Source organism: Microvirga sp. 17 mud 1-3 (genome assembly GCF_003151255.1).
Classification (GTDB): Bacteria; Pseudomonadota; Alphaproteobacteria; order Rhizobiales; family Beijerinckiaceae; genus Microvirga.
The window spans coordinates 3469434-3487469 of the sequence record NZ_CP029481.1; the positions used below are offsets into that span (position 1 = coordinate 3469434).

An 18036-nucleotide genomic window follows, 5' to 3' on the forward strand; every position below is an offset into this window, starting at 1 on the left:
CCGGCCCCAAAGGGCTAGTCGGACGGCTTGTCGCGCTTGTCGGCCTGATCGGGCGCAGGATGAGCGGTTCCGGGGTCGCTGGCAACCTTGCGTCCCCGGGCCTGGGCCTTTCGCCGTTTCAAGTTCTCTTTCAGGGCTGCCTTGAGGCGCTCGGCCCTGTCCTGCGATTTACCGTCGGTCATGTTTCCACGCGACCCATCGTCGCCGCGACCCAATAAAGGCTTCGCAAGCCGGCCTCAACCGGAATATCTCCTCATTCCGGGATTGACTGGGATCAATGCTGTCTAGTTCATGCGTCGTCATGATGACGGCACCATGGCTGCATCCGGTGAGATGATGGATTATCAGAATTTCTTTACTTCGGCCCTCGACCGCCTCCAGGCGGAACGGCGCTACCGGGTCTTCGCCGATATCGAGCGTCTCGCGGGCCGATATCCGGAAGCTGTCTGGCACAGCCCCGCCGGCCCGAGGCCCATCACGGTCTGGTGCTCCAACGACTATCTCGGCATGGGCCAGAACCGGGACGTGACCCGCGCCATGGTGGAGACGGCCTGGCGCATCGGCACGGGCGCAGGAGGCACCCGCAACATCTCCGGCAACAGCCACGCCATCGTGGGTCTCGAGCGGGAACTCGCCGACCTCCACGACAAGGATGCGGCCCTGGTCTTCACGTCCGGCTACGTCTCCAACCAGACCGGCATCTCGACCATCGCCAAGCTGATTCCGAACTGCCTGATCCTGTCGGATGCCCTCAACCACAACTCGATGATCGAGGGCGTGCGCCAGTCGGGCTGCGAGAAGGCAATCTTCCGGCACAACGACGTCGAGCACCTGGAAGAGCTTCTGAAGGCCGCCGGCGACCGTCCCAAGCTCATCGCCTTCGAGAGCGTCTATTCTATGGACGGGGACATTTCGCCGATCCACACGATCTGCGACCTGGCCGAGCGCTACGGCGCCATGACCTATCTCGACGAGGTCCACGCGGTGGGCATGTACGGCCCCCGCGGGGGCGGCATCGCCGAGCGCGAGGGCGCCATGCACCGCATCGACGTGATCGAGGGCACCCTCGGCAAGGCCTTCGGCGTCATGGGCGGCTACATCACCGGCACCCGGGCCGTGATCGACGCGGTGCGCAGCTTCGCGCCCGGATTCATCTTCACGACGGCTCTCCCGCCTGCCGTCGCGGCCGCCGCGACCGCCTCGGTCCGCCACCTGAAGGCCTCTACGGTCGAGCGACAGAAGCACCAGCGCCAGGTGGCGCGGACCAAATCGGTCCTCTCCGGCGCCGGCCTGCCGCTTCTCGACACGGCGACCCATATCGTGCCCGTGATGGTGGGCCATGCGGAAGCCTGCAAGACCGCCTCGGACCGCCTGCTGGAAAAGCACGGCATCTATATCCAGCCGATCAACTATCCGACGGTCCCGCGCGGCACGGAGCGCCTGCGCATCACCCCCGGCCCCTTCCACACGGACGCCCATATCGACGCCCTCGCCCGTGCCCTGGTCGAGGTCTGGACCGCCCTCGACCTGCCCCTCGCGCCCAAAGCTGCCGCGGCGGAATAAATTTGAACTTCAACCTTGCGCCGGGCGCTGCCCTGTGGCAGTAACCCGGCGCGCCCAACGCATGCTGCCGTAGCTCAGTGGTAGAGCACTCCCTTGGTAAGGGAGAGGTCGAGAGTTCGATCCTCTCTGGCAGCACCATTCTTTCCAAGAGCTTAGAGGTTAAGTGCCAGGTCCTCCCTCGTAGGTTCGATGAGAGAGCCTTCCGGCAAAGCGAGGGAAAAATGCAGCCGTCGTAAGCACGACCTGGGTCCGGCACTGAATGTGGTCAGGCACGCTCTGCACGTGGGCAAAAGCATGCGACTAAACTAGCTTTCTACGATGAACTAGATATCGGCAGATCTTACTTAAGTGGGAAGAAATATCAGCCATGGAAGTGAGGGCGGCCGGCCGATGACTACCTCTCCTCCAAAAACGAAAAACTCGGAAATAGAAGCCAGTGCGTCTTTGCAACAGTGTCGTGAAAAGAGCCGCAGCGTTCGAACCTCAGTTTACGTCACGAAAGCTCTTCGATAGTAGCATTTCTGTGGGAGCCTAAGGCTTTTCCGATGGACAGACTTCCGAGCCTTCTAATTGAGCTGTATTTGGTAGCTGGAATGAACGACTATACAAAACTGTTCAATCGCTTCTCAGCAGCCGGATACCGCTTGTTTCGTGCGACGGTTTATGCCCTTACCGCTTACTGCCTTCTGCGCACACAAAGCTATTATCAATTCAGTTTTTTCTTGATGTCTGTAGCAATTTTCGGTCTCAGCCTTATCAATGGCACACGGTGGATCGCGAATTCCCTGCTCTTTGTGTTCGTTGTGATTTCCGTCCTTCCTAAAGGGCTTCCGTATCTTGATACATTGTACGCCTTAAAATAGCCCCTCCTGAAAGCCAGAGCTTAACGACGCATCGAGTTGCGGGCTGCAATTTATACCTTCTGTATCTCCAGCGAAGTCGTTAGGCAGTTACACAAATCTGAGCCTGCCGGAATAGTCTTGTGATGAGATCTGACTTTTCCAGAGCACTACCCTCTTTTTCCTAATGACAGGGACGCTGGATACTAAACCTATCAAGTAGCATTTGCTGACAAGCAGATTACCGTCCGCCAACGAGCACGAAGACGGCTGCCCTGGGCAGGAGGGCATTAGCCTTCCAGAAGAATACGGCAATCGGCGCAATCTGGCTCTGATCAACGATCGCTGGGAACGGCGGAACCTCTGTGCCCCCCGCATTGCATCTTAAGACCAAGGAAGAAAAAGCCCCGCCGGGGGCGGGGCGTGCTGGAAGCTCAGCAGGAAGCGGAACGATCCGGCTCCGGGGGAAGCCGCTCGTCTTTGCCGGACCGCCTTAGGGTCGAAAACTTGTCCGAAGCTTAGCTGGAGAATTTTCTCCTTTCCGGCATGGTGCGGATCGGGCTTTCGGCAAATCTCCCCGATGCCTCGCGCTCGATGCTTGATTTGTCCGCTCCATCGGGGCTTTGTCGTGGGCGGCGAAACACTTTCATTATCCTTCGCCTCGGGAATCACGGTTTGAGCGATCGCGTCGAATATTGGTGGATCCGTCAGGAGGCCGGGATCCAGCCGGCGGAGGTCACGTTCCGGGGCGGCATTCCGGTCCATGCCCGCCTGATCGGGACTCAGGAGACCCTGGCGGCCATCTCGTTCGAACTGATGGAACGGCTCCCCGCCGCACCCAGACCGGTCCTGGAGCAAGCGGCTCCGCCAGCGCCCCGAACACCGGCGGACCGGTCCGGACGCATCGTCTGGCTTGTCGGGATCATCCTGCTGACGTTGATCGTGCTGTTTTCGGGCCGGCTGTTCGACGCTCTCAAATAGCCTTTCAGCGCTTTGCTTACGGCTCCCGACGCTTCCGGCAGAGCTCTTCCAGGGCCGTGATTCTCGCCTCGACGAGATCAGCCAGGTCACTGCCGGGATGGAGCGTCCGCAAGGTGCGTACGGCTGCCTTCAGCTCGCCCAGCGTGGCCTTGCGGACAGGTTCGGGCTGGGCGATGCGCAATGCGCGAGACTTCATCGGTAATCCCCTCCCCGTTCGAATCTTCATGCCGGGAGAGAAGCGTCGGAATACGGCTTTCCTGAGCCTGGACCAAAGCGCTTTGGAGATGCCTGCCAGCCATGCGCCCGAGTACGTTGCATTCCCCAACGGAACGATGCGAGGGCGGAACCGTTGCCGTTCATCACGACAAGGGGAGAAGTGACGATGCGATACCTGGTTGCGCTGGGCTGGGCCCTTCTTGCCGGTTCCGCCATGATGTCCTCGGGCACCGCCGCCGAGCGGGCTCCGGCCGACCCATCGCAATGGGAACAGCAATATCATGGTCGCGAGCGAACCTATTACCGCGAGCATCGTCTGCGCTCCTATCAGGAATCCCGCTCCGGTCTGCGGCAGGGCGCGAACTGCGTCACGCCGAAGGGCGTCTGCTGGATCGCCGAACCTCTCTCGCCGGGCCGCTCCTGCAGCTGCGAGACCCGCCGCTTCGGCACGATCGAGGGCCTCGTCGGCGGCTGATCCGGTCAGGAGGTGCGGAACTCGCGCATGGCGTCCGCCGCCTGATATCCCCAATAGGTGAGCTGGGCCGCGGCCTTTCCGAAAATGCCGCCGCTCCAGGACAGGCCGAACGGCGCGAAGAGCCGATAGCGATCGCTCGCGCCGCTCATTCCCTCGGCCACCACGGTGCCGCCGATGGCTGTCGTGTTCATTCCATGCCCGCCGAAGGCCGTGCAGTACCACACGCCCGGCTGCCATTGACCGATCTGCGGCATGAGATGGCGCGCATAGGACATGAGCCCTGACCACGCCACATCCACCTTCAGCTCCGCGAGCTGCGGATAGGTGGTCACCATCTCGCGCCGCAGGAGAGCCGCGATGTTGCGGGGATCGCCGGTCCGCGTCGTGATGCGCCCGCCCCAGAGAATGCGGTCTCCGTTCTCAACGACGCGGTAGTAATCGCCCGCACGGCGGTCATCGAGAATGGCCGCGGAGGTGCGGATCGCATCGCGTACCAGATCGGGGCGCGCTTCCGTCAGAAGCACATAGGTGGCAATCGGCAGAAAGGCCCTGCGCAGCGCCGGAAGGACAGCTTCCGTATAGCCGCCAGTCGCGAAGAGAATCTGCTCCGCCTCGACGATGGCCCTGTCGGTCTCGATACGCTTGCAGGCGCCAAGAAGGTCGCCTCCAGCGACGGGCGAGTTCTCGAAGATTCGTCCGCCGAGACGCACGATCTCGCGGGCGAGTGCACGTCCGTAATTCAGCGGGTGAAAGTGGAACGCATCCTCATCGAGCAGACCTTCGCGATATTTGGGCGACGCAAAGAGAGCTGCCATTTCATCCCGCGGCACATAACGCAATCTGAGGCCGAACTCGCGCTCCTGACGGTCGCGCAGGGCCTGAAGCGCGCCGCGGGCCTCGTAACGCACCGCCTTCACGATGCCGGGCACAGGCTGCGCCTCCGCGATGGCGAGATCCGCGATGTTGCGGCGGACGATCTCCACACCCTCCATGGAGAGGCGATAAAGTTCCCGCGCCTGGTGAGGTCCGACGCGTCGCTCGATCTGCGACAATCCCGTCGCGAAGCCGGCTGACACGAAGCCGCCGTTGCGGCCGGAGGCGCCCCAGGCGATCCTGCGCGCCTCGAACAGCGCGACGGAGCGGCCGGCACGGGCGAGTTGCAGTGCCGCCGTCAGTCCGGCGAGCCCGCCTCCGACGATGCAGACATCCACATGGATGCGTCCCTCTGCGGCCGGATAGGATTCATGGCTCGCAAGAGTGCGGGTGTAGTAGCTGTCGATATAGGAAGCGGCCATGGTTGCGAAGCCTCACGCGGAAAGCTGAGATCGTATGGAGAGCGTCACGATACCTCCGATGGTGCGAGATGCGCTCGGCAACGCTGGAGATGGACCTTGAACAGCGCATCCTCGGGCGCGACCGAGACCAGCTCTTCCAGGAGGCGTGCGGCCTTATCCCACTCGCCCGCCTCGCAGAGAGCGTGCGCTTCGTTCCAGAGCGGCAGGGTCGCGACCTGCTCCGGCCGCGCCGCCAGCTCCGGCTCGTCCGGCATATCCATCCCGAGGAGTTCGTAGACCGCCATTTCGCCATGAGCGCCTTCGGGAACCGTTCGGTCCACGAACCGGAACAGGAAATCCTTGCCGGCGCCGTCGCGCACCGCCTCGCTCACCAGGATGGTAGTTCCGTAGTGCTTGTTCAGTTTCTCGAGGCGCGATGCCACGTTCACCGTATGGCCGAGCGCCGTGTAGTTCATGCGGTCGACGGATCCCACATTGCCGACCACAGCCTCGCCGGTCTGGACACCGAAGCGCGTGCGCATCGGCGCGCCACCTTCGGCCACGAATTCCGCATTGAGACGGTCGAGATGTCGCGCGGCGCGCAGTGCCCCGAGACAGGCGAGCGCCACATGGTCCTCCCGGGCCTCCGGCGCATTCCAGAAGGCCATGATGCTGTCGCCGATATATTTGTCGATGGTGGCGCCGGAACGGATCAGGTCGTTGCCGATCTCGCTGAAATAGCGGGAGGTCTTGCTCATCACCTCCTCGGGATCGAGCGCCTCCGCCATGGTGGTAAAGCCGGCCACGTCCGAGAAGAGGACCGTGATCGGCTGGCGCGTGCCGCCGAGTTCCGACGAGAAGCGCCGGCCGATGATGCCCCGCACGAGCGCCGTGGGCACGTAGCGCATGAAATTGCTCAGAGCCAGTTCCAGCGTATCGATGGCGCGCGACAGTTCCAGCACCTCGACGATGCGCGAGGGCGCGCGCCGCAGATGCCCGAACTCGAACCGCATGATCCGCCGGATGTCGTCCGTCGCGGTCCTTAAGGGGAGCGCCAGTCGTCGCGAGACGAGGAGCACGATGAGAAGCGCGACGATCACCGACGCGGCGCTCACCAGGAGCAGCGCGGAGCGGATCTGCTCCGCCGGTCCCATCATCGTGTCATACGGAATGGCGACCGCGATGAAGAGGTTGTCGAAGCCCTCCCTCACCTGCTCGGCATGGCCGAAATAGTTCTGGCCGTCGACCGTGAAGGACAGGCTTCGTCCCGTCGCACCGTCACCGTCCCGGAAGGCGCGGAACAGGCCACTGAGGAGCGGTGAATCGAGATCGTCGACGGTCAGAAGCCGGTCTTCCGCATCGGCCTGGTTGATCTGACGGAGCGAGCCGCCATGCGGGTGCGCAATCAACGCGCCGGCCCGGTCGAAGATCACCAGCTCGAGCTCGGGCGGAAAGCGCAGCTTGTCCAGGTAGAGATCGAGGCTGGCCAGGGTCATGTCGATGCCGAAGACCGCATCGGACCGCTGGCGCGATTTCTGTGCCAGCGTCACGCCCACCCGCGGCACGTTGGCGAAACGGTAGGGAGGCGTGAGGACCGTCCCATTCGCGGTTTGGCTCATGGTGTACCAGGGCCGCTTGCGCGGGTCGAAATCCGTCGGCTGAGGCGGAATGCGCCGCAACTCCCGGCCCTCCGCGTCGACTGTGACCCACTCCACCATCTCTCCCGCAGGCCCCGGCTGGACGATCTTGTAGGCGAGCACCGCATTGCCGATATCGGGGCCGAGCTCCGGAGGGCGGCTGTCGTCGAGGGTCTGGACGAGGATATGGCTGCCGTCGCCCCGGCCGATGAACAGGCCCGTGGTGGCCGGCAGGATCCGGTCGAGGTCCTTGAGGGCGGGTGTCAGGATGACGGCCAGTTGGCCGAGTGGCAGGTTCGGGTCGACCGTGAGCGAAACCGTATCGAGGACGGCACTCGCCACGCGCAGGGTTCCGGCCACCTCGTTTCGGACGCTCCCGGTGATCCGGCCGAAATCCTCCTCGGCGTCACGAAGGGTCAGGGTCGTGAGCTGGTGATGGTTGACGCCGATCAGGGTGCCGGAGATCGCCAGCACGATGATCGTGAAGACGAGGGCGACGACCGCCTGGAGGGACCAGAGAACGCGTTTATCGCCCGCCCACCGCATCAGGCTGCGCCCCCGAGGAGCCGCAGACGGCCGGCCCGCAGGGCCCTGGCCCTAAGTCTCTGGGTCGGGGATCCAAGGCCATATGCGCGAGGGCCGGACAGGGTCAGCTCCTAGAGGCCGTCAGGTCGGAGGCGTCGAGATAGATCCGGACGAGCCTCTCGCAGCCCGCCCGGTCCGTTTCGTCGAACCGGTTCGGGTGGGGACTGTCCAGGTCCAGGACACCGAGCACCTCCCCGTCGCGGATCAGGGGAACGACCAGCTCGGAGCGTGAGGCGCTGTCGCACGCGATGTGGCCTGGAAAGGCGAAGACATCCGGCACGACGATGGAGGCCCTGCGCTCAACGGCGGTCCCGCACACCCCCTTCCCGACCGGGATGCGGATGCAGGCCGGCTTGCCCTGGAAGGGGCCGAGCACGAGGCCGGGCCCGCGCATGAAGTAAAACCCGGCCCAGTTCAGGTCGGGCAGGATGTCGTAGATCAGGGCCGACATGTTGGCCGCATTGGCGATGGCGTCCCGCTCGCCGTCCACGAGCCCCGAAAGCTGCTGGGCAAGCGACTCGTAGATCTCCGCCTTGCTGGCGGTCTGGGGAAGGGCTTTTGCTTCGAACATGAGATTCCCCTTAGGAGGCGGTCCGAGCCTTGTCCAGGCCCACGGGTTTCTTGAGCATTCATCAAAGAGCGCGGCGGAACAACCCTTTCTCTTAAGGGCACTTCCCCGGCCGAAGAGGGTATGCGAGGAAAAGTCCTTTCCGGCCTGCGATGATTTGCATCGAGACAAATCCTCGGATTTGTTGGAAAATATACCTTAAAGCTCCAGCAGATTCCCGCCCGAGATCCATGACCTCACATTACCGCCCTCCCTGCCAGGCTTGCTCCAGCTGCGATACGCGGCGGATGGCGGTCTGCTCTGCCCTTCAGGACGACGAGGTCAATGAACTCGAGCGCTCCATGAGTTTCGTGCGCCTCGAACCCAACGACGCCCTGGTCGAGGAAGGCGAGCCCCGTCGCCGGGTCTATACCCTGACGTCCGGCATGCTGCGCCTGTCCCTGGCCCTGCCCGACGGCCGCCGCCAGATCACCGGCTTCCTCATGCCCGGCGATTATCTGGGCCTGGCCGATGACGAAACCTATGCGCAGACCGCAGAGGCCGTGATGCCGTCCGGCCTGTGCTCGTTCTCGGTTCGCGACATGGACCGGCTCACGGAGCGTTTTCCGCGCCTGCGCGACCGGCTCCACCTGATGACCCGCACGGCCCTGCGGCAGGCCCGCGAGACCCAGATGATCCTCGGACGGCTCGCCCCATCCGAGAAGGTCGCGTCCTTTCTCCTCAGCCTGTCGGCGCGCGCCGTTGCCCATAGCCGTCCGGCGAGCCCCGTCCAGCTGCCCATGACCCGGACCGACATCGCCGATTATCTCGGGCTCACCATCGAGACCGTCAGCCGGACCTTCACCAAGCTGAAGACTCAAGGGCTGATCCGGCTGCCCGATCCCCACTCCGTCGAGATCCTCGACAAGGAGCGTCTCGCGACCGTGGCCGGAATCACCATCAACTGACGGCTTTTCGCCCGCACTGGTGAACCGGGATACGGTTGATCAGGATCAAGGCGGACTTTTCGGGCAAAGCCTATGCGTCCATCTGGGCCGGTTCCGTGCCGGCCGGAGCAGGACGTCGCTCATGACCGATCATCTCGTTCGCCGCTACGGCTGCCTGCCGGTGCCGCGCTATACTTCCTATCCCACCGCGGCCGAGTTCGGCACGGCTGTGGGCGCACAGGAGCATCAGGCCTGGCTGCGGCGGCTCGACCCCCGCGACGGCGTCTCGGTCTACCTGCACGTGCCCTATTGCCGACAGCTCTGCCTCTATTGCGGCTGCCATACGAAGGCGGTGCTCCGGGACGAGGTCATCGACCGCTACCGGGCCGGCCTCGAGGCCGAAATCGCCCTCGTGGCCCGTTCCGTCGAGGAGCCTTTGCGCATCGCGCGGATCCACTGGGGCGGAGGCACGCCGAGCCTTCTCGGCGCAGAAGGCCTCGACAGGGTCATCGACGCCCTCTCCCGTGTGTCGGTCTTCCAGACGGGCTTCGAGCACGCCATCGAGCTCGATCCCCGCTCGGTCGACCGCGCCCTCGCGCAGGGTCTCGCAGCCCTGGGCATTAACCGGGTGAGCCTGGGTGTCCAGGATCTGGATGATACGGTGCAGATCGCCATCGGGCGCGTGCAGCCCTTCGAGGTGGTGCGTAATGCCGTGGAGGTGCTGCGCGAGAGCGGGATCGGGCGCCTCAACCTCGATCTCATGTACGGCCTGCCGCACCAGAGCATCGGCTCCATCCGGGACACCTGCGCACAGGTCCTCTCCCTCGGGCCCGATCGGGTCGCCTGCTACGGCTATGCCCACATGCCGCAGCGCAAGGCGAACCAGCGCCTGATCGACTCTGCCGCCCTCCCCGGCACGGAGGAGCGTTTCCGGCAGGCCCAGGCGGTCGCCGAAGCCTTCACGGGAAGCGGCTACGTGGCCATCGGCCTCGATCACTTCGCCCGCCCGGACGATCCACTCGCACGGGCCAGCCGCTCCGGCACCCTGCGCCGGAATTTCCAGGGCTATACGGATGACGACCGGCCGAATCTCGTGGGCTTCGGAGCTTCGGCGATCTCGCAGCTCCCGGACGGCTATGTCCAGAACGCCACCGATATCGGGGCCTATCTGCGCTGCGTCGAAAAGGGACGGCTCGCCACGGCGCGGGGCTACCGGCTGACCCTGGACGACCGGGCGCGGGGCGCGATCATCGAGTCGCTCATGTGCAATTTCACGGCCGACCTCAGCGTCCTCGGGGACCCGTCCCACTACGTGGATGAGCTCGCGCTCCTGCGCCCCCTGGTGGCCGACGGCATCGTCACGGTTCAGGATCACCGCATCGCGATCACGGAGGCCGGCCGGCCCTTCGTGCGCCTCGCGGCTGCAGTGTTCGACCAGTTCCGGGCCGAAGACGCCTCGCGCTTCAGCGCCGCCGTGTAAGGCGCATCACTCCACGCGCACGACGACGCTGTCGGTCGCGCCCTTCGCGTCGATCACCGACAGGCGCACGAAGCCCGCGCCCGGCGGCTGCCAGAACGTCTCCCGGCGCACGGAGCGCCCGTCCCGCCCACCCTCGACCGGCGCTCCGTCCACCAGCCAGGTCAGCGGCGGCACGCCGCCGGAGGCCTTGAGGGCCAGGCTCCCGTGCTCGTCGGCCTCACCCGCGAAGCCGAGATCGACCCGCGAGCCGTCGAGTGGAAACGTGATCCTGAGGGGCGCCTGCACGGTCGACGCGAGGGTCTTGGGCACATCCTGGCGCACATGGCGCAGGGGCGGCGGCAGGGTTGCGGTGGTCGCCTGGAGCGCGAAGGGCGGTATGGGCAGCGCTTCCGGCTCTGCCCCGAGGCGACCATAGGCATCGAACAGGATCGGCGCGGCCGCCATGCGCCCGACAAGGCCCGGAACGGCGCTTCCGTCGGGCCGGCCGATCCAGACGCCGATGGTGTAGTTGCGGTCGTATCCCACCGCCCAGGCGTCGCGATAGCCGTAGGACGTGCCGGTCTTGAATGCGATGCGCCCCGCAAGCGCATTGTCCGGCGGCGGCGCGCCGCGCAGGATGTCGAAGACATACCAGGCCGAGACCGGATCGGTGATCCGGCGGAGCGTGTCGGACGGAGCAGGTTCGCCGATGCGCCGCACAAGATCCGGCACCTCCCCGCCCCGGGCGAGCCCCGCGAAGATCCGCGTGAGGTCCGTGAGCGTGATGCCGAGGCCGCCGAGGCCGATGGCGAGGCCGGGCGCGGCCTCCTTCGGCATCGCGACGCCTGTCCCGGCCTGGTTCAGCCGCGCCAGAAGGCGGGCCGGGCCGAGCGCATTCAGGAGCTCGACCGCCGGCACGTTGAGGGAGAGCTGGAGCGCCCGCCGCGCCGTCACGGTGCCCTGGAAGCCGAGATCGAAATTCTCCGGTTGGTACGCGCCATAGCGCGAAGGCCTGTCGTCGAGCAGCGTCTCGGGATGCGCGAGTCCGCTCTCGAAGGCGAGCGCATAGATGACCGGCTTCAGGGCCGAGCCCGGAGAGCGCAGGGCCCGCGTCATGTCGATGGCGCCCGCCCGCTCGCGGCTCATGTAATCCGGGCTGCCGACCTGCGCGCGGATCTCGCCGGTGGCGTTGTGGATCACCACGATGGCGAGGGACAGGCGCGCGTCGAACCGCTCGATCCGCTCCCGCGCGAGGCGCTCCAAATTCGCCTGGAGGCGTCCGTCCAGGGCAAGCCGTTGCATCTTCTCGGCAGGCCGGTCGGCCACCGCCTGCTCGGCCGCATGCGCGGCCAGCATCGGGAAGGCGTGACGCCGCTTCGGAACCGGCTCCGCCTTCGCGGCCTCGGCCTCCGCGGCCCCGATGACGCCGCGGGCACGGGCCCTGTCGAGAACCCGGTCCCGCGCCCGGCGGGCGGCCTGCGGATCCCGGTCCGGGCGTCGTATTTCGGGAGCCTGCGGCAGCGCCACGAGGAGCGCCGCCTCCGCGAAGGACAGGCGCTTCGGCTCACGCCCGAAATAGGACAGGCTCGCGGCCCGCGCGCCCTCCAGGTTTCCGCCATAAGGCGCAAGGGTGAGGTAAAGGGTGAGGATCTGGTCCTTGGTGAGCCGGCGCTCGAGCTGGATCGCCCGCACCATCTGGCGCAATTTCGCGCTCAGGCTCCGCTCCTCGCGCGGCTCCAGAAGGCGTGCCACCTGCATGGTGAGAGTGGAACCGCCGGACACGACGGCGCCGTTGCGCACGAACTGGGCGGCCGCTCTCAGCATGGCGAGCGGATCGACGCCGATATGTTTCTCGAACCGCGCATCCTCATAGGCCGCGAGCATGGACAGGTAATGCGGGTCCACATCCGCCGTCGTGATGGGCAGGCGCCAGCGCCCCTCCTCGGTCACGAAGGGCCGCAGAAGCCGCCCGTCACGGTCGAGGACGACGGTCGAGCGCATCTCGGCGACGCTCATATCCACGGGGCCGAGGCTCTCCGCATAGCCCCAGAGGGCGAGCCCCGCCGTCACGGCAACGGCCGCCAGCCCGGCCGCGATGCGGCGGCCGGCCCGGGACAGCCGTGTGCCGCCCGCCCGCATCAGGGCCTCGCCTGCACCACCTCGACGGAGCCGAAGCCCGTCCGTCCGAAGCGCTCGGGACGATACATGTCCTCGACCTGCGCGGCAGGATGTACGTAGCGGCCAGGCGAGACCGCCCGCACCATATAGGCCACCGTGAAGAAGGCCGATTGGTCGGGCTGCCGGTCGAAGGCCGCAACGAAGCGGTCGTCGCGGTATTCCACATGGGCGGGCTCCACGTCCCGCTTGAGCCAGGGCAGGCCCTCCACCGTGTCGCTGTCCACGAGCCGGGGATTGTCAATCTCGAAGCCGGCCGGCAACCGGTCGACCAGAAGGACGCGCGCCTGACGGGCCTCCGCCTCGGTGACCTTGAGGACCACCACGAGCCGCTCGTTCTGCCGCACGCCGGAGGGCTGAACCTGACTGCCGTCGAGCCGGTAGTAGCTGCGCTCCACCGTGTAGCCGCGCGACAAGGCGGGCTCCGGCTCGACCGGGTTGCCCGTCACGGTGACGACCGCCTGGACGGCGGCCGGCCCCGCATTGGCCAGGGTGACGGAACCGTCGTTCAAGGCGGCATCCCGATAGGTGCGGTAGAAGGCGCCCTTCCGCTCCGAACCATCCACCTTGAGCACCATCGCCTGCGCGTCGCGGGCCACGGCCTGGGCTGCGAGCACGAGCCAGGCCTCCTCCTGCGTGCTGGTGCGCCGGGTGCCGCGCTCCTCCTCGATGACCCTCGCGACCGGCTGCATGACGGCCGGCACGCTGTCGGTCTCGGACGCGAGGGTGAGAAGCCCCGCCCCGTCACGCAGGCGCGACCCGTAATCGGCCCGGTAATCGCCCGTATCCTTCTCACTCCGCAGTTGATCGACGGCGGACGCGAAAGCCTTCTGGGCTCGGCCCCGGTCGCCCAGCAGGGCCAGGGCGGCGGCGATCTGGCCGCGCGCCAGAGCCGAGCGGAACTCACCCAGCTTGGTGTCGGCCAGATAGCGCAGATCGCCCATGACCGGGCGCCCGTTGCGCGCCAGCACATAGGCCGCATAGGCGAGGTTCGCGGCGTTGTCCTCCACCTGCGTGGTGTTGGCCACGAAGTTGCGCAACCGGTCGAGGGCAAGCGTGAAAGCCACTTGCGGCACCGCGAAGCCACGTTCCCGCGCCCGGGTCAGGAAGTCCATCGCATAGGCATCAAGCCAGATGTCGTCCCCGCCGACGCTCCACAGACCGAAGGAGCCGTTGGAATCCTGGCGTGCCAGGATGCGCTCGATGGCCGAACGCACCCGCTCGTCCGCCTTCTCGTCGAGGGAGAGCTTCTCCTCCTCGGCGAGCGTGTTGACGTAGAGCAGCGGCAGGGCGCGGCTGACCACCTGCTCGGTGCAGCCGTAAGGATAGCGGTCGAGGGCCTGGAGGAGCCCCGGTACGTCGAGGCTCGCCATCGGCGAGACCGACAGGGACACGGCGCCACTTCCGGCGAGGATGTCGGCCACGAGATCCCGCGAGAGGGTGACGCTCGCACCCGGATCGAGGCTGCGCACCGTGCGGCGGGTGAGCGCCCCGGTGCCGGGCTGGATCGTGACCGCGAAGCGCTGCGACAATTCTCCGATCCCCGGCCCCTTGAGGGTGACGTCCACAATCGCCGGGCCCTGCCCGCCGGCCGTGACCGGAATGGCGACGCTGCCCTTCGCCTTCTCGGCGAGCTTCACGGTCGAGCGCATGGCATCGGCCGCGACGATCACGCCTCCGCGAATGTCGAGATCGACCGTATAATCCCCGGCCGGGCCCTCCACATTGTCGATCTGAAGGAAGAACCGCGAACGGTCGCCCACCGACAGGAAGCGCGGCATCGTGCCGGCGAGCACCACGGGATCGCGCACGATCACGTCGGCGGATGCGCTGCCGACCCGTTCCTTTGTCCAGGCAACCGCCATCACGCGCACGGTGCCGTTGAAGGCCGGGATCTCGAAATCCACATGCGCGGTGCCGTCGGGCCCGACCGTCACGACGCCCGAATAGCGCGCGAGCGGCTCCTGGGTCGGCGGGATGCCATCAAGAGGCTTCGGCTCCATGTCGCCGCCGGAGCGGATCGCGCCGCGGGTGCCCTGCATGCCGTCGATGAGATAGCCGTAGAGGTCGCGGATCTCGGAGGAGAGCTGCTTTTGCCCGAAGAAGTGGCTCGTCGGGTTCGGTGCCTCGTAGCGGGTGAGGTTGAGGATGCCCACATCCACGGCCGCGACGGTGATCCGCGCCTCCTCGCCGGGCCTCAGCCCTTCGACCTTGACCGGCAGGCTCAAGGTCCCACGCGGGCGGATCTTGTCAGGAGCGTTGAGGTTGACGGCAAGCGAGCGCGCCTCCCGGTCGATCTCGAACCAGGCGGTGCCGAGCGCGCGCCCCGGCATGCGCCGCGCCGCTTTGTCGAGCGGGCGATGCGCCATGACGACGATGTAGGCTCCCGGGCCCCATTCGGCCTTGACGGGCAGGCTCACATCCGTGCCGGACGCCGCCACATCCACCACGCGGATGTCCTGCACCTTGTCGCTCACGACCGCGAGGGTCGCCTTGCCGGCGAAGCGCGGGTTGAGCCGCAGCTTCATGGTGTCGCCCGCACGGTAGCTCGCCCGGTCGAGTGTCATGTCGAGAAGGTCCGGCGTGTCGGCCGTCTGGTCGCCCGACCACCCCACCGTGAAGGACAGGCTGGTCTGGGCCGTGTCGCCGAGATCGGCAGCGCTCACGTCGAGCCGATAGGTGCCCCATTCCACGGGCGCCGAGATACGCGCCGGCGCATCCGCCTTCACGTCGATGCGTCCGTCCGCGACGCGGCGGGTGTTCTTGACCGGCTCATAGCTCCAGCGCCCGTCCGAATTGTACCATTGATAGCGCCGCTCGATCTTGTAGAGGTTCCAGGTCGCCGGACCCGCGAGGCGCTTGCCCGCAGGATCCGCGAGGACCACGTCGAAGGTGGCGTTCGCGCCCTCACCGAGCTGGCCTGAAAAGTTCTTGCGCACACCGACCACAGGACCTTTCGGCAGGATCGGGAGCGTCACGCTGCGCTCCACGGCCCGCCCTCCGGCCTCCGCGACGCGAAGGGTGATGCGGGCCTCGGTGGGACGCGGCGCTCCGACGTTCTGGACCGGGATCTGGAGACTGGCGCGCCCCTGCGCATCCGTCGTGGCGGCCTGCTCGATCTCGACCGTGGAGGCCTCGACGGCCTCGTCGTCGAGGCCGACCGCGAAACCCTCGAGCCCCTTCACGCCGCTCGCAGCCGCTGCCGCAACCGCGACCTCGCCCGTCACCGTGAGGTCAGCGCCCGGCGCGCCGTAGAGATAGCGGGCCGACAGGTCGATGGGGGCGGGTTGGCCCGGGCGCAGGGCCTCGGCCTTCGGCTGAAGGTTCACCTCCAGCCGCTCGGGCACGTAATCCTCGACGAGGAAGCTCGTCTCGCCGACGGAGGGGCCCTTCGGGTCCGTGTAGGCGGCGATCCGCCAAGTGCCGCGTAAAGAACCCGGCAGGATCGGGATCGACAGGGCGCGCCCGCCGAGCCCCTGGTCCTCCACCAAGGCGCGACGGTATTCCACCCCGTCCGGACGGCGGACCACGAGGGTGAGCGGGACATTGGGCACGGCCGTGCCCCTGACGTCGCGCAGGAGCGCCGTGAGCGCCACGGTCTCGCCGGTGCGATAGACGCCCCGCTCCGTGTAGAGATACGCATCCATAGTACCCGAAACGACGCGTCCCTTGACGCCCCGGTCGCTCAGGTCGAAGGCCGCCGAACCGAGATCGAGGAAGCCGTAATCGTCCCCCATGGTCGCGACCACGAGGCCGGGTGCAAGACCGCCCTCGCCCTTGGCAAGGCCCGGATCGAACTGGGCGACGCCCGTCGCGTCGGTCTTCTTCGTGGCCAGCACCTCGTTGTTGCGGGCCACGAGCCGGATCTCCACGTCGGCCCTCGGTGCTGCGCTCGCAAGCGAGCGCACGAAGACCTGGACGCCGCCCTTGCCCGTGAAGGCCGTCAGCCCGAGATCCGACACCACGAACCATTGCGTGGCGATATTGCCGAAATCCTCGTCGCCCGAGCTGCCCGGCGGGTCGCCGTCATTGGGCTTGGCGGTCATCACGTAGATGCCGGGCTCCAGCCTGCCGACCGCTTCCATGACCGGGAAGGCCGTGATCACGTCCCGGTTGAGTTCGGAGGCGGTGTCGAGCGTGCCGCTCCAGATTTTCACGCCCTTCTCGCGACCGATTTCGGCGGCGGAATAGCGCGAGAGCTGGCCGAGGAAATCGTAGGATCGCACGGTCGGCAGAAGGCTGCGGTCGCCGATCCGGTAAACCTCCACGTCCACCTTGCGGGTGTTGACGGATACGACCGGGATGCCCTCCTGCCCGGTGCTCGGCAGGACATAGTTGCGGCCCGTGAACCGGGCCTGGGGAGCACGGTCGCGCACGTAGATCTCGTAATCGGCGGAGGCCAGGAGGCTCTCGCCGACGGAGGACGGCAGGCCCTGCCGCAGCACCACCGCATAGCGCTCGCTGTGCTTCAGGCCATCGACGCAAAGCTGCTGCCCCTCGACCGAAACCGCTGGGCTCGCATTGCCCGAGACGGCCACGAAGGGCGCGAAATCGACCTTGCCGGCCGCGAGCGGATCCGAGAACTGGAAGCACACCCGGGGCGAGGCAGCGTCGGAATCCACCTTGAAGTCGAGGACGCGGAAGCCATGCTCCTCGCGCAGCGGCTCATAGACGGCGCGGATGGCGGGATCGTCCTTGAGCTGAAGGCTCGCCGCATAGGCATTGAGGGCCGGGCGCCAATATTGCTGCGCCGCATAAGCCTGCCCGAGAAGGGCCAGCGCCGCGGCCTCGCCCGCTGGGGTCATGGCCCGCTGATAGGCCGCGAAGGAAGCGGCGAGCCGACGGTTCTGCAGGTTCTCCCGCTCCTCCCAATTGTCGCCGGGGACGACCGCGAGAGCCGCACGGGCATAGCCGGTCCAGTTGGCCGCATTTCCGGGCTCGAGGGCGATCGCCGCCGCGAAGGCGTTCATGGCCTGGTTGGCGAGGCCGCGCCCCAGCATCGTCTCGCCGCTGCGGCGCAGGGCGGCGGCGTTCCGGTCGCCCGCGAAGCCTGCGCTCTCCTTCTTCAGCGCCTGCTCCAGCCGCACGGCCTGGCTCGCCAGTTCGTCGCTGACGAAAGGCTTCTGCGCCTGCTGGGCATGAGCCGGCAGGGACCCATCCATGAGGGATCCGGCCATCATCCCAACGGCAATGACGGCCGCGCGCATCAAACGACGGATCATGGATTCTCCCCTGCCCTTCCGTGCGGCGAGAGCCTAGAGCATTTTTGGGCGGAGGGGGATTCGGTTCGCGATGAAAAAATTCTGCTGATGCGCAGTGTGAGGCGAGACGCCGTGGA

13 protein-coding genes and 1 tRNA gene are annotated in these 18036 nt (G+C 66.5%); 7 read left to right on the forward strand and 7 right to left on the reverse strand.

Translation table 11 applies throughout. The features are described 5' to 3' along the window. Positions 1-14: 14 nt before the first annotated feature. Positions 15-182 (reverse strand): hypothetical protein, encoded by a 168-nt coding sequence (locus C4E04_RS21120; RefSeq protein WP_174219286.1) that lies wholly within the window; start codon positions 180-182, stop codon positions 15-17. A 154-nt stretch (positions 183-336) separates the two neighbouring features. Here C4E04_RS21120 and hemA point away from each other — a divergent pair, with 154 nt between their 5' ends. The 4 genes from hemA to C4E04_RS16375 all read left to right on the forward strand — a co-directional run bounded on the left by hemA (position 337) and on the right by C4E04_RS16375 (position 3383). After that, entirely contained in the window at positions 337-1563 is a 1227-nt protein-coding gene (hemA, locus tag C4E04_RS16360) for a 5-aminolevulinate synthase (protein WP_109601214.1), read from the forward strand. Between the two features lie 63 nt (positions 1564-1626). Then, a tRNA-Thr gene (locus tag C4E04_RS16365) sits at positions 1627-1701 on the forward strand. A gap of 455 nt (positions 1702-2156) precedes the next feature. Beyond that, positions 2157-2426 (forward strand): hypothetical protein, encoded by a 270-nt coding sequence (locus tag C4E04_RS16370; protein ID WP_162559433.1) that lies wholly within the window; start codon positions 2157-2159, stop codon positions 2424-2426. Positions 2427-3077: 651 nt separating this feature from the next. Next, complete coding sequence (locus C4E04_RS16375; RefSeq protein ID WP_109599066.1) at positions 3078-3383, forward strand: hypothetical protein; 306 nt, start codon at positions 3078-3080, stop codon at positions 3381-3383. 16 nt (positions 3384-3399) lie between these two features. Here C4E04_RS16375 and C4E04_RS16380 read toward each other — a convergent pair whose 3' ends face one another. Next, positions 3400-3579, reverse strand: a complete 180-nt coding sequence (locus tag C4E04_RS16380) for a hypothetical protein (RefSeq protein ID WP_162559434.1) — start codon at positions 3577-3579, stop codon at positions 3400-3402. Between the two features lie 186 nt (positions 3580-3765). Between C4E04_RS16380 and C4E04_RS16385 the strand changes: the two genes are divergently transcribed. Further along, positions 3766-4074, forward strand: a complete 309-nt coding sequence (locus C4E04_RS16385) for a hypothetical protein (RefSeq protein ID WP_109599071.1) — start codon at positions 3766-3768, stop codon at positions 4072-4074. 5 nt (positions 4075-4079) lie between these two features. Here C4E04_RS16385 and C4E04_RS16390 read toward each other — a convergent pair whose 3' ends face one another. The 3 genes from C4E04_RS16390 to C4E04_RS16400 form a co-directional block, all read right to left on the reverse strand. After that, the gene (locus C4E04_RS16390; RefSeq protein WP_109599073.1) at positions 4080-5369 is read right to left on the reverse strand and encodes an FAD-binding oxidoreductase; all 1290 of its coding nucleotides are present in this window, start codon (positions 5367-5369) and stop codon (positions 4080-4082) included. Positions 5370-5413: 44 nt separating this feature from the next. Further along, positions 5414-7531: an adenylate/guanylate cyclase domain-containing protein gene (locus C4E04_RS16395; protein WP_109599075.1), complete on the reverse strand. Its 2118-nt coding sequence runs from the start codon at positions 7529-7531 to the stop codon at positions 5414-5416. A 103-nt stretch (positions 7532-7634) separates the two neighbouring features. Beyond that, positions 7635-8141, reverse strand: a complete 507-nt coding sequence (locus C4E04_RS16400; protein ID WP_109599077.1) for a GAF domain-containing protein — start codon at positions 8139-8141, stop codon at positions 7635-7637. A 227-nt stretch (positions 8142-8368) separates the two neighbouring features. Here C4E04_RS16400 and C4E04_RS16405 point away from each other — a divergent pair, with 227 nt between their 5' ends. Together C4E04_RS16405 and hemN are read left to right on the forward strand one after the other, a co-directional pair. Beyond that, positions 8369-9085: a Crp/Fnr family transcriptional regulator gene (locus C4E04_RS16405; RefSeq protein ID WP_245416130.1), complete on the forward strand. Its 717-nt coding sequence runs from the start codon at positions 8369-8371 to the stop codon at positions 9083-9085. 121 nt (positions 9086-9206) lie between these two features. Further along, positions 9207-10544: an oxygen-independent coproporphyrinogen III oxidase gene (hemN, locus tag C4E04_RS16410; protein ID WP_109599081.1), complete on the forward strand. Its 1338-nt coding sequence runs from the start codon at positions 9207-9209 to the stop codon at positions 10542-10544. Between the two features lie 6 nt (positions 10545-10550). Here hemN and pbpC read toward each other — a convergent pair whose 3' ends face one another. Both pbpC and C4E04_RS16420 read right to left on the reverse strand, forming a co-directional pair. Continuing rightward, on the reverse strand, positions 10551-12662 hold the full coding sequence (gene pbpC / locus C4E04_RS16415) for a penicillin-binding protein 1C (RefSeq protein ID WP_109599083.1): 2112 nt from the start codon (positions 12660-12662) through the stop codon (positions 10551-10553). Continuing rightward, positions 12662-17878, reverse strand: coding sequence for an alpha-2-macroglobulin (locus tag C4E04_RS16420; RefSeq protein WP_371682069.1), 5217 nt, complete (start codon positions 17876-17878; stop codon positions 12662-12664). The genes pbpC and C4E04_RS16420 overlap by 1 nt, the downstream gene beginning before the upstream one ends. Positions 17879-18036: the final 158 nt, after the last annotated feature.

What these genes read in the sequence shown, in the direction of transcription:
- C4E04_RS16395 (WP_109599075.1), bottom strand. Translation starts at nt 7,531, where the DNA reads ATGCGGTGGGCGGGCGATAAACGCGTTCTCTGGTCCCTCCAGGCGGTC.
- C4E04_RS16405 (WP_245416130.1), top strand. Translation starts at nt 8,369, where the DNA reads ATGACCTCACATTACCGCCCTCCCTGCCAGGCTTGCTCCAGCTGCGAT.
- C4E04_RS16400 (WP_109599077.1), bottom strand. Translation starts at nt 8,141, where the DNA reads ATGTTCGAAGCAAAAGCCCTTCCCCAGACCGCCAGCAAGGCGGAGATC.
- hemN (WP_109599081.1), top strand. Translation starts at nt 9,207, where the DNA reads ATGACCGATCATCTCGTTCGCCGCTACGGCTGCCTGCCGGTGCCGCGC.
- C4E04_RS16390 (WP_109599073.1), bottom strand. Translation starts at nt 5,369, where the DNA reads ATGGCCGCTTCCTATATCGACAGCTACTACACCCGCACTCTTGCGAGC.
- C4E04_RS16420 (WP_371682069.1), bottom strand. Translation starts at nt 17,878, where the DNA reads ATGATGGCCGGATCCCTCATGGATGGGTCCCTGCCGGCTCATGCCCAG.
- pbpC (WP_109599083.1), bottom strand. Translation starts at nt 12,662, where the DNA reads ATGCGGGCGGGCGGCACACGGCTGTCCCGGGCCGGCCGCCGCATCGCG.
- C4E04_RS21120 (WP_174219286.1), bottom strand. Translation starts at nt 182, where the DNA reads ATGACCGACGGTAAATCGCAGGACAGGGCCGAGCGCCTCAAGGCAGCC.
- C4E04_RS16370 (WP_162559433.1), top strand. Translation starts at nt 2,157, where the DNA reads ATGAACGACTATACAAAACTGTTCAATCGCTTCTCAGCAGCCGGATAC.
- C4E04_RS16380 (WP_162559434.1), bottom strand. Translation starts at nt 3,579, where the DNA reads ATGAAGTCTCGCGCATTGCGCATCGCCCAGCCCGAACCTGTCCGCAAG.
- C4E04_RS16385 (WP_109599071.1), top strand. Translation starts at nt 3,766, where the DNA reads ATGCGATACCTGGTTGCGCTGGGCTGGGCCCTTCTTGCCGGTTCCGCC.
- hemA (WP_109601214.1), top strand. Translation starts at nt 337, where the DNA reads ATGGATTATCAGAATTTCTTTACTTCGGCCCTCGACCGCCTCCAGGCG.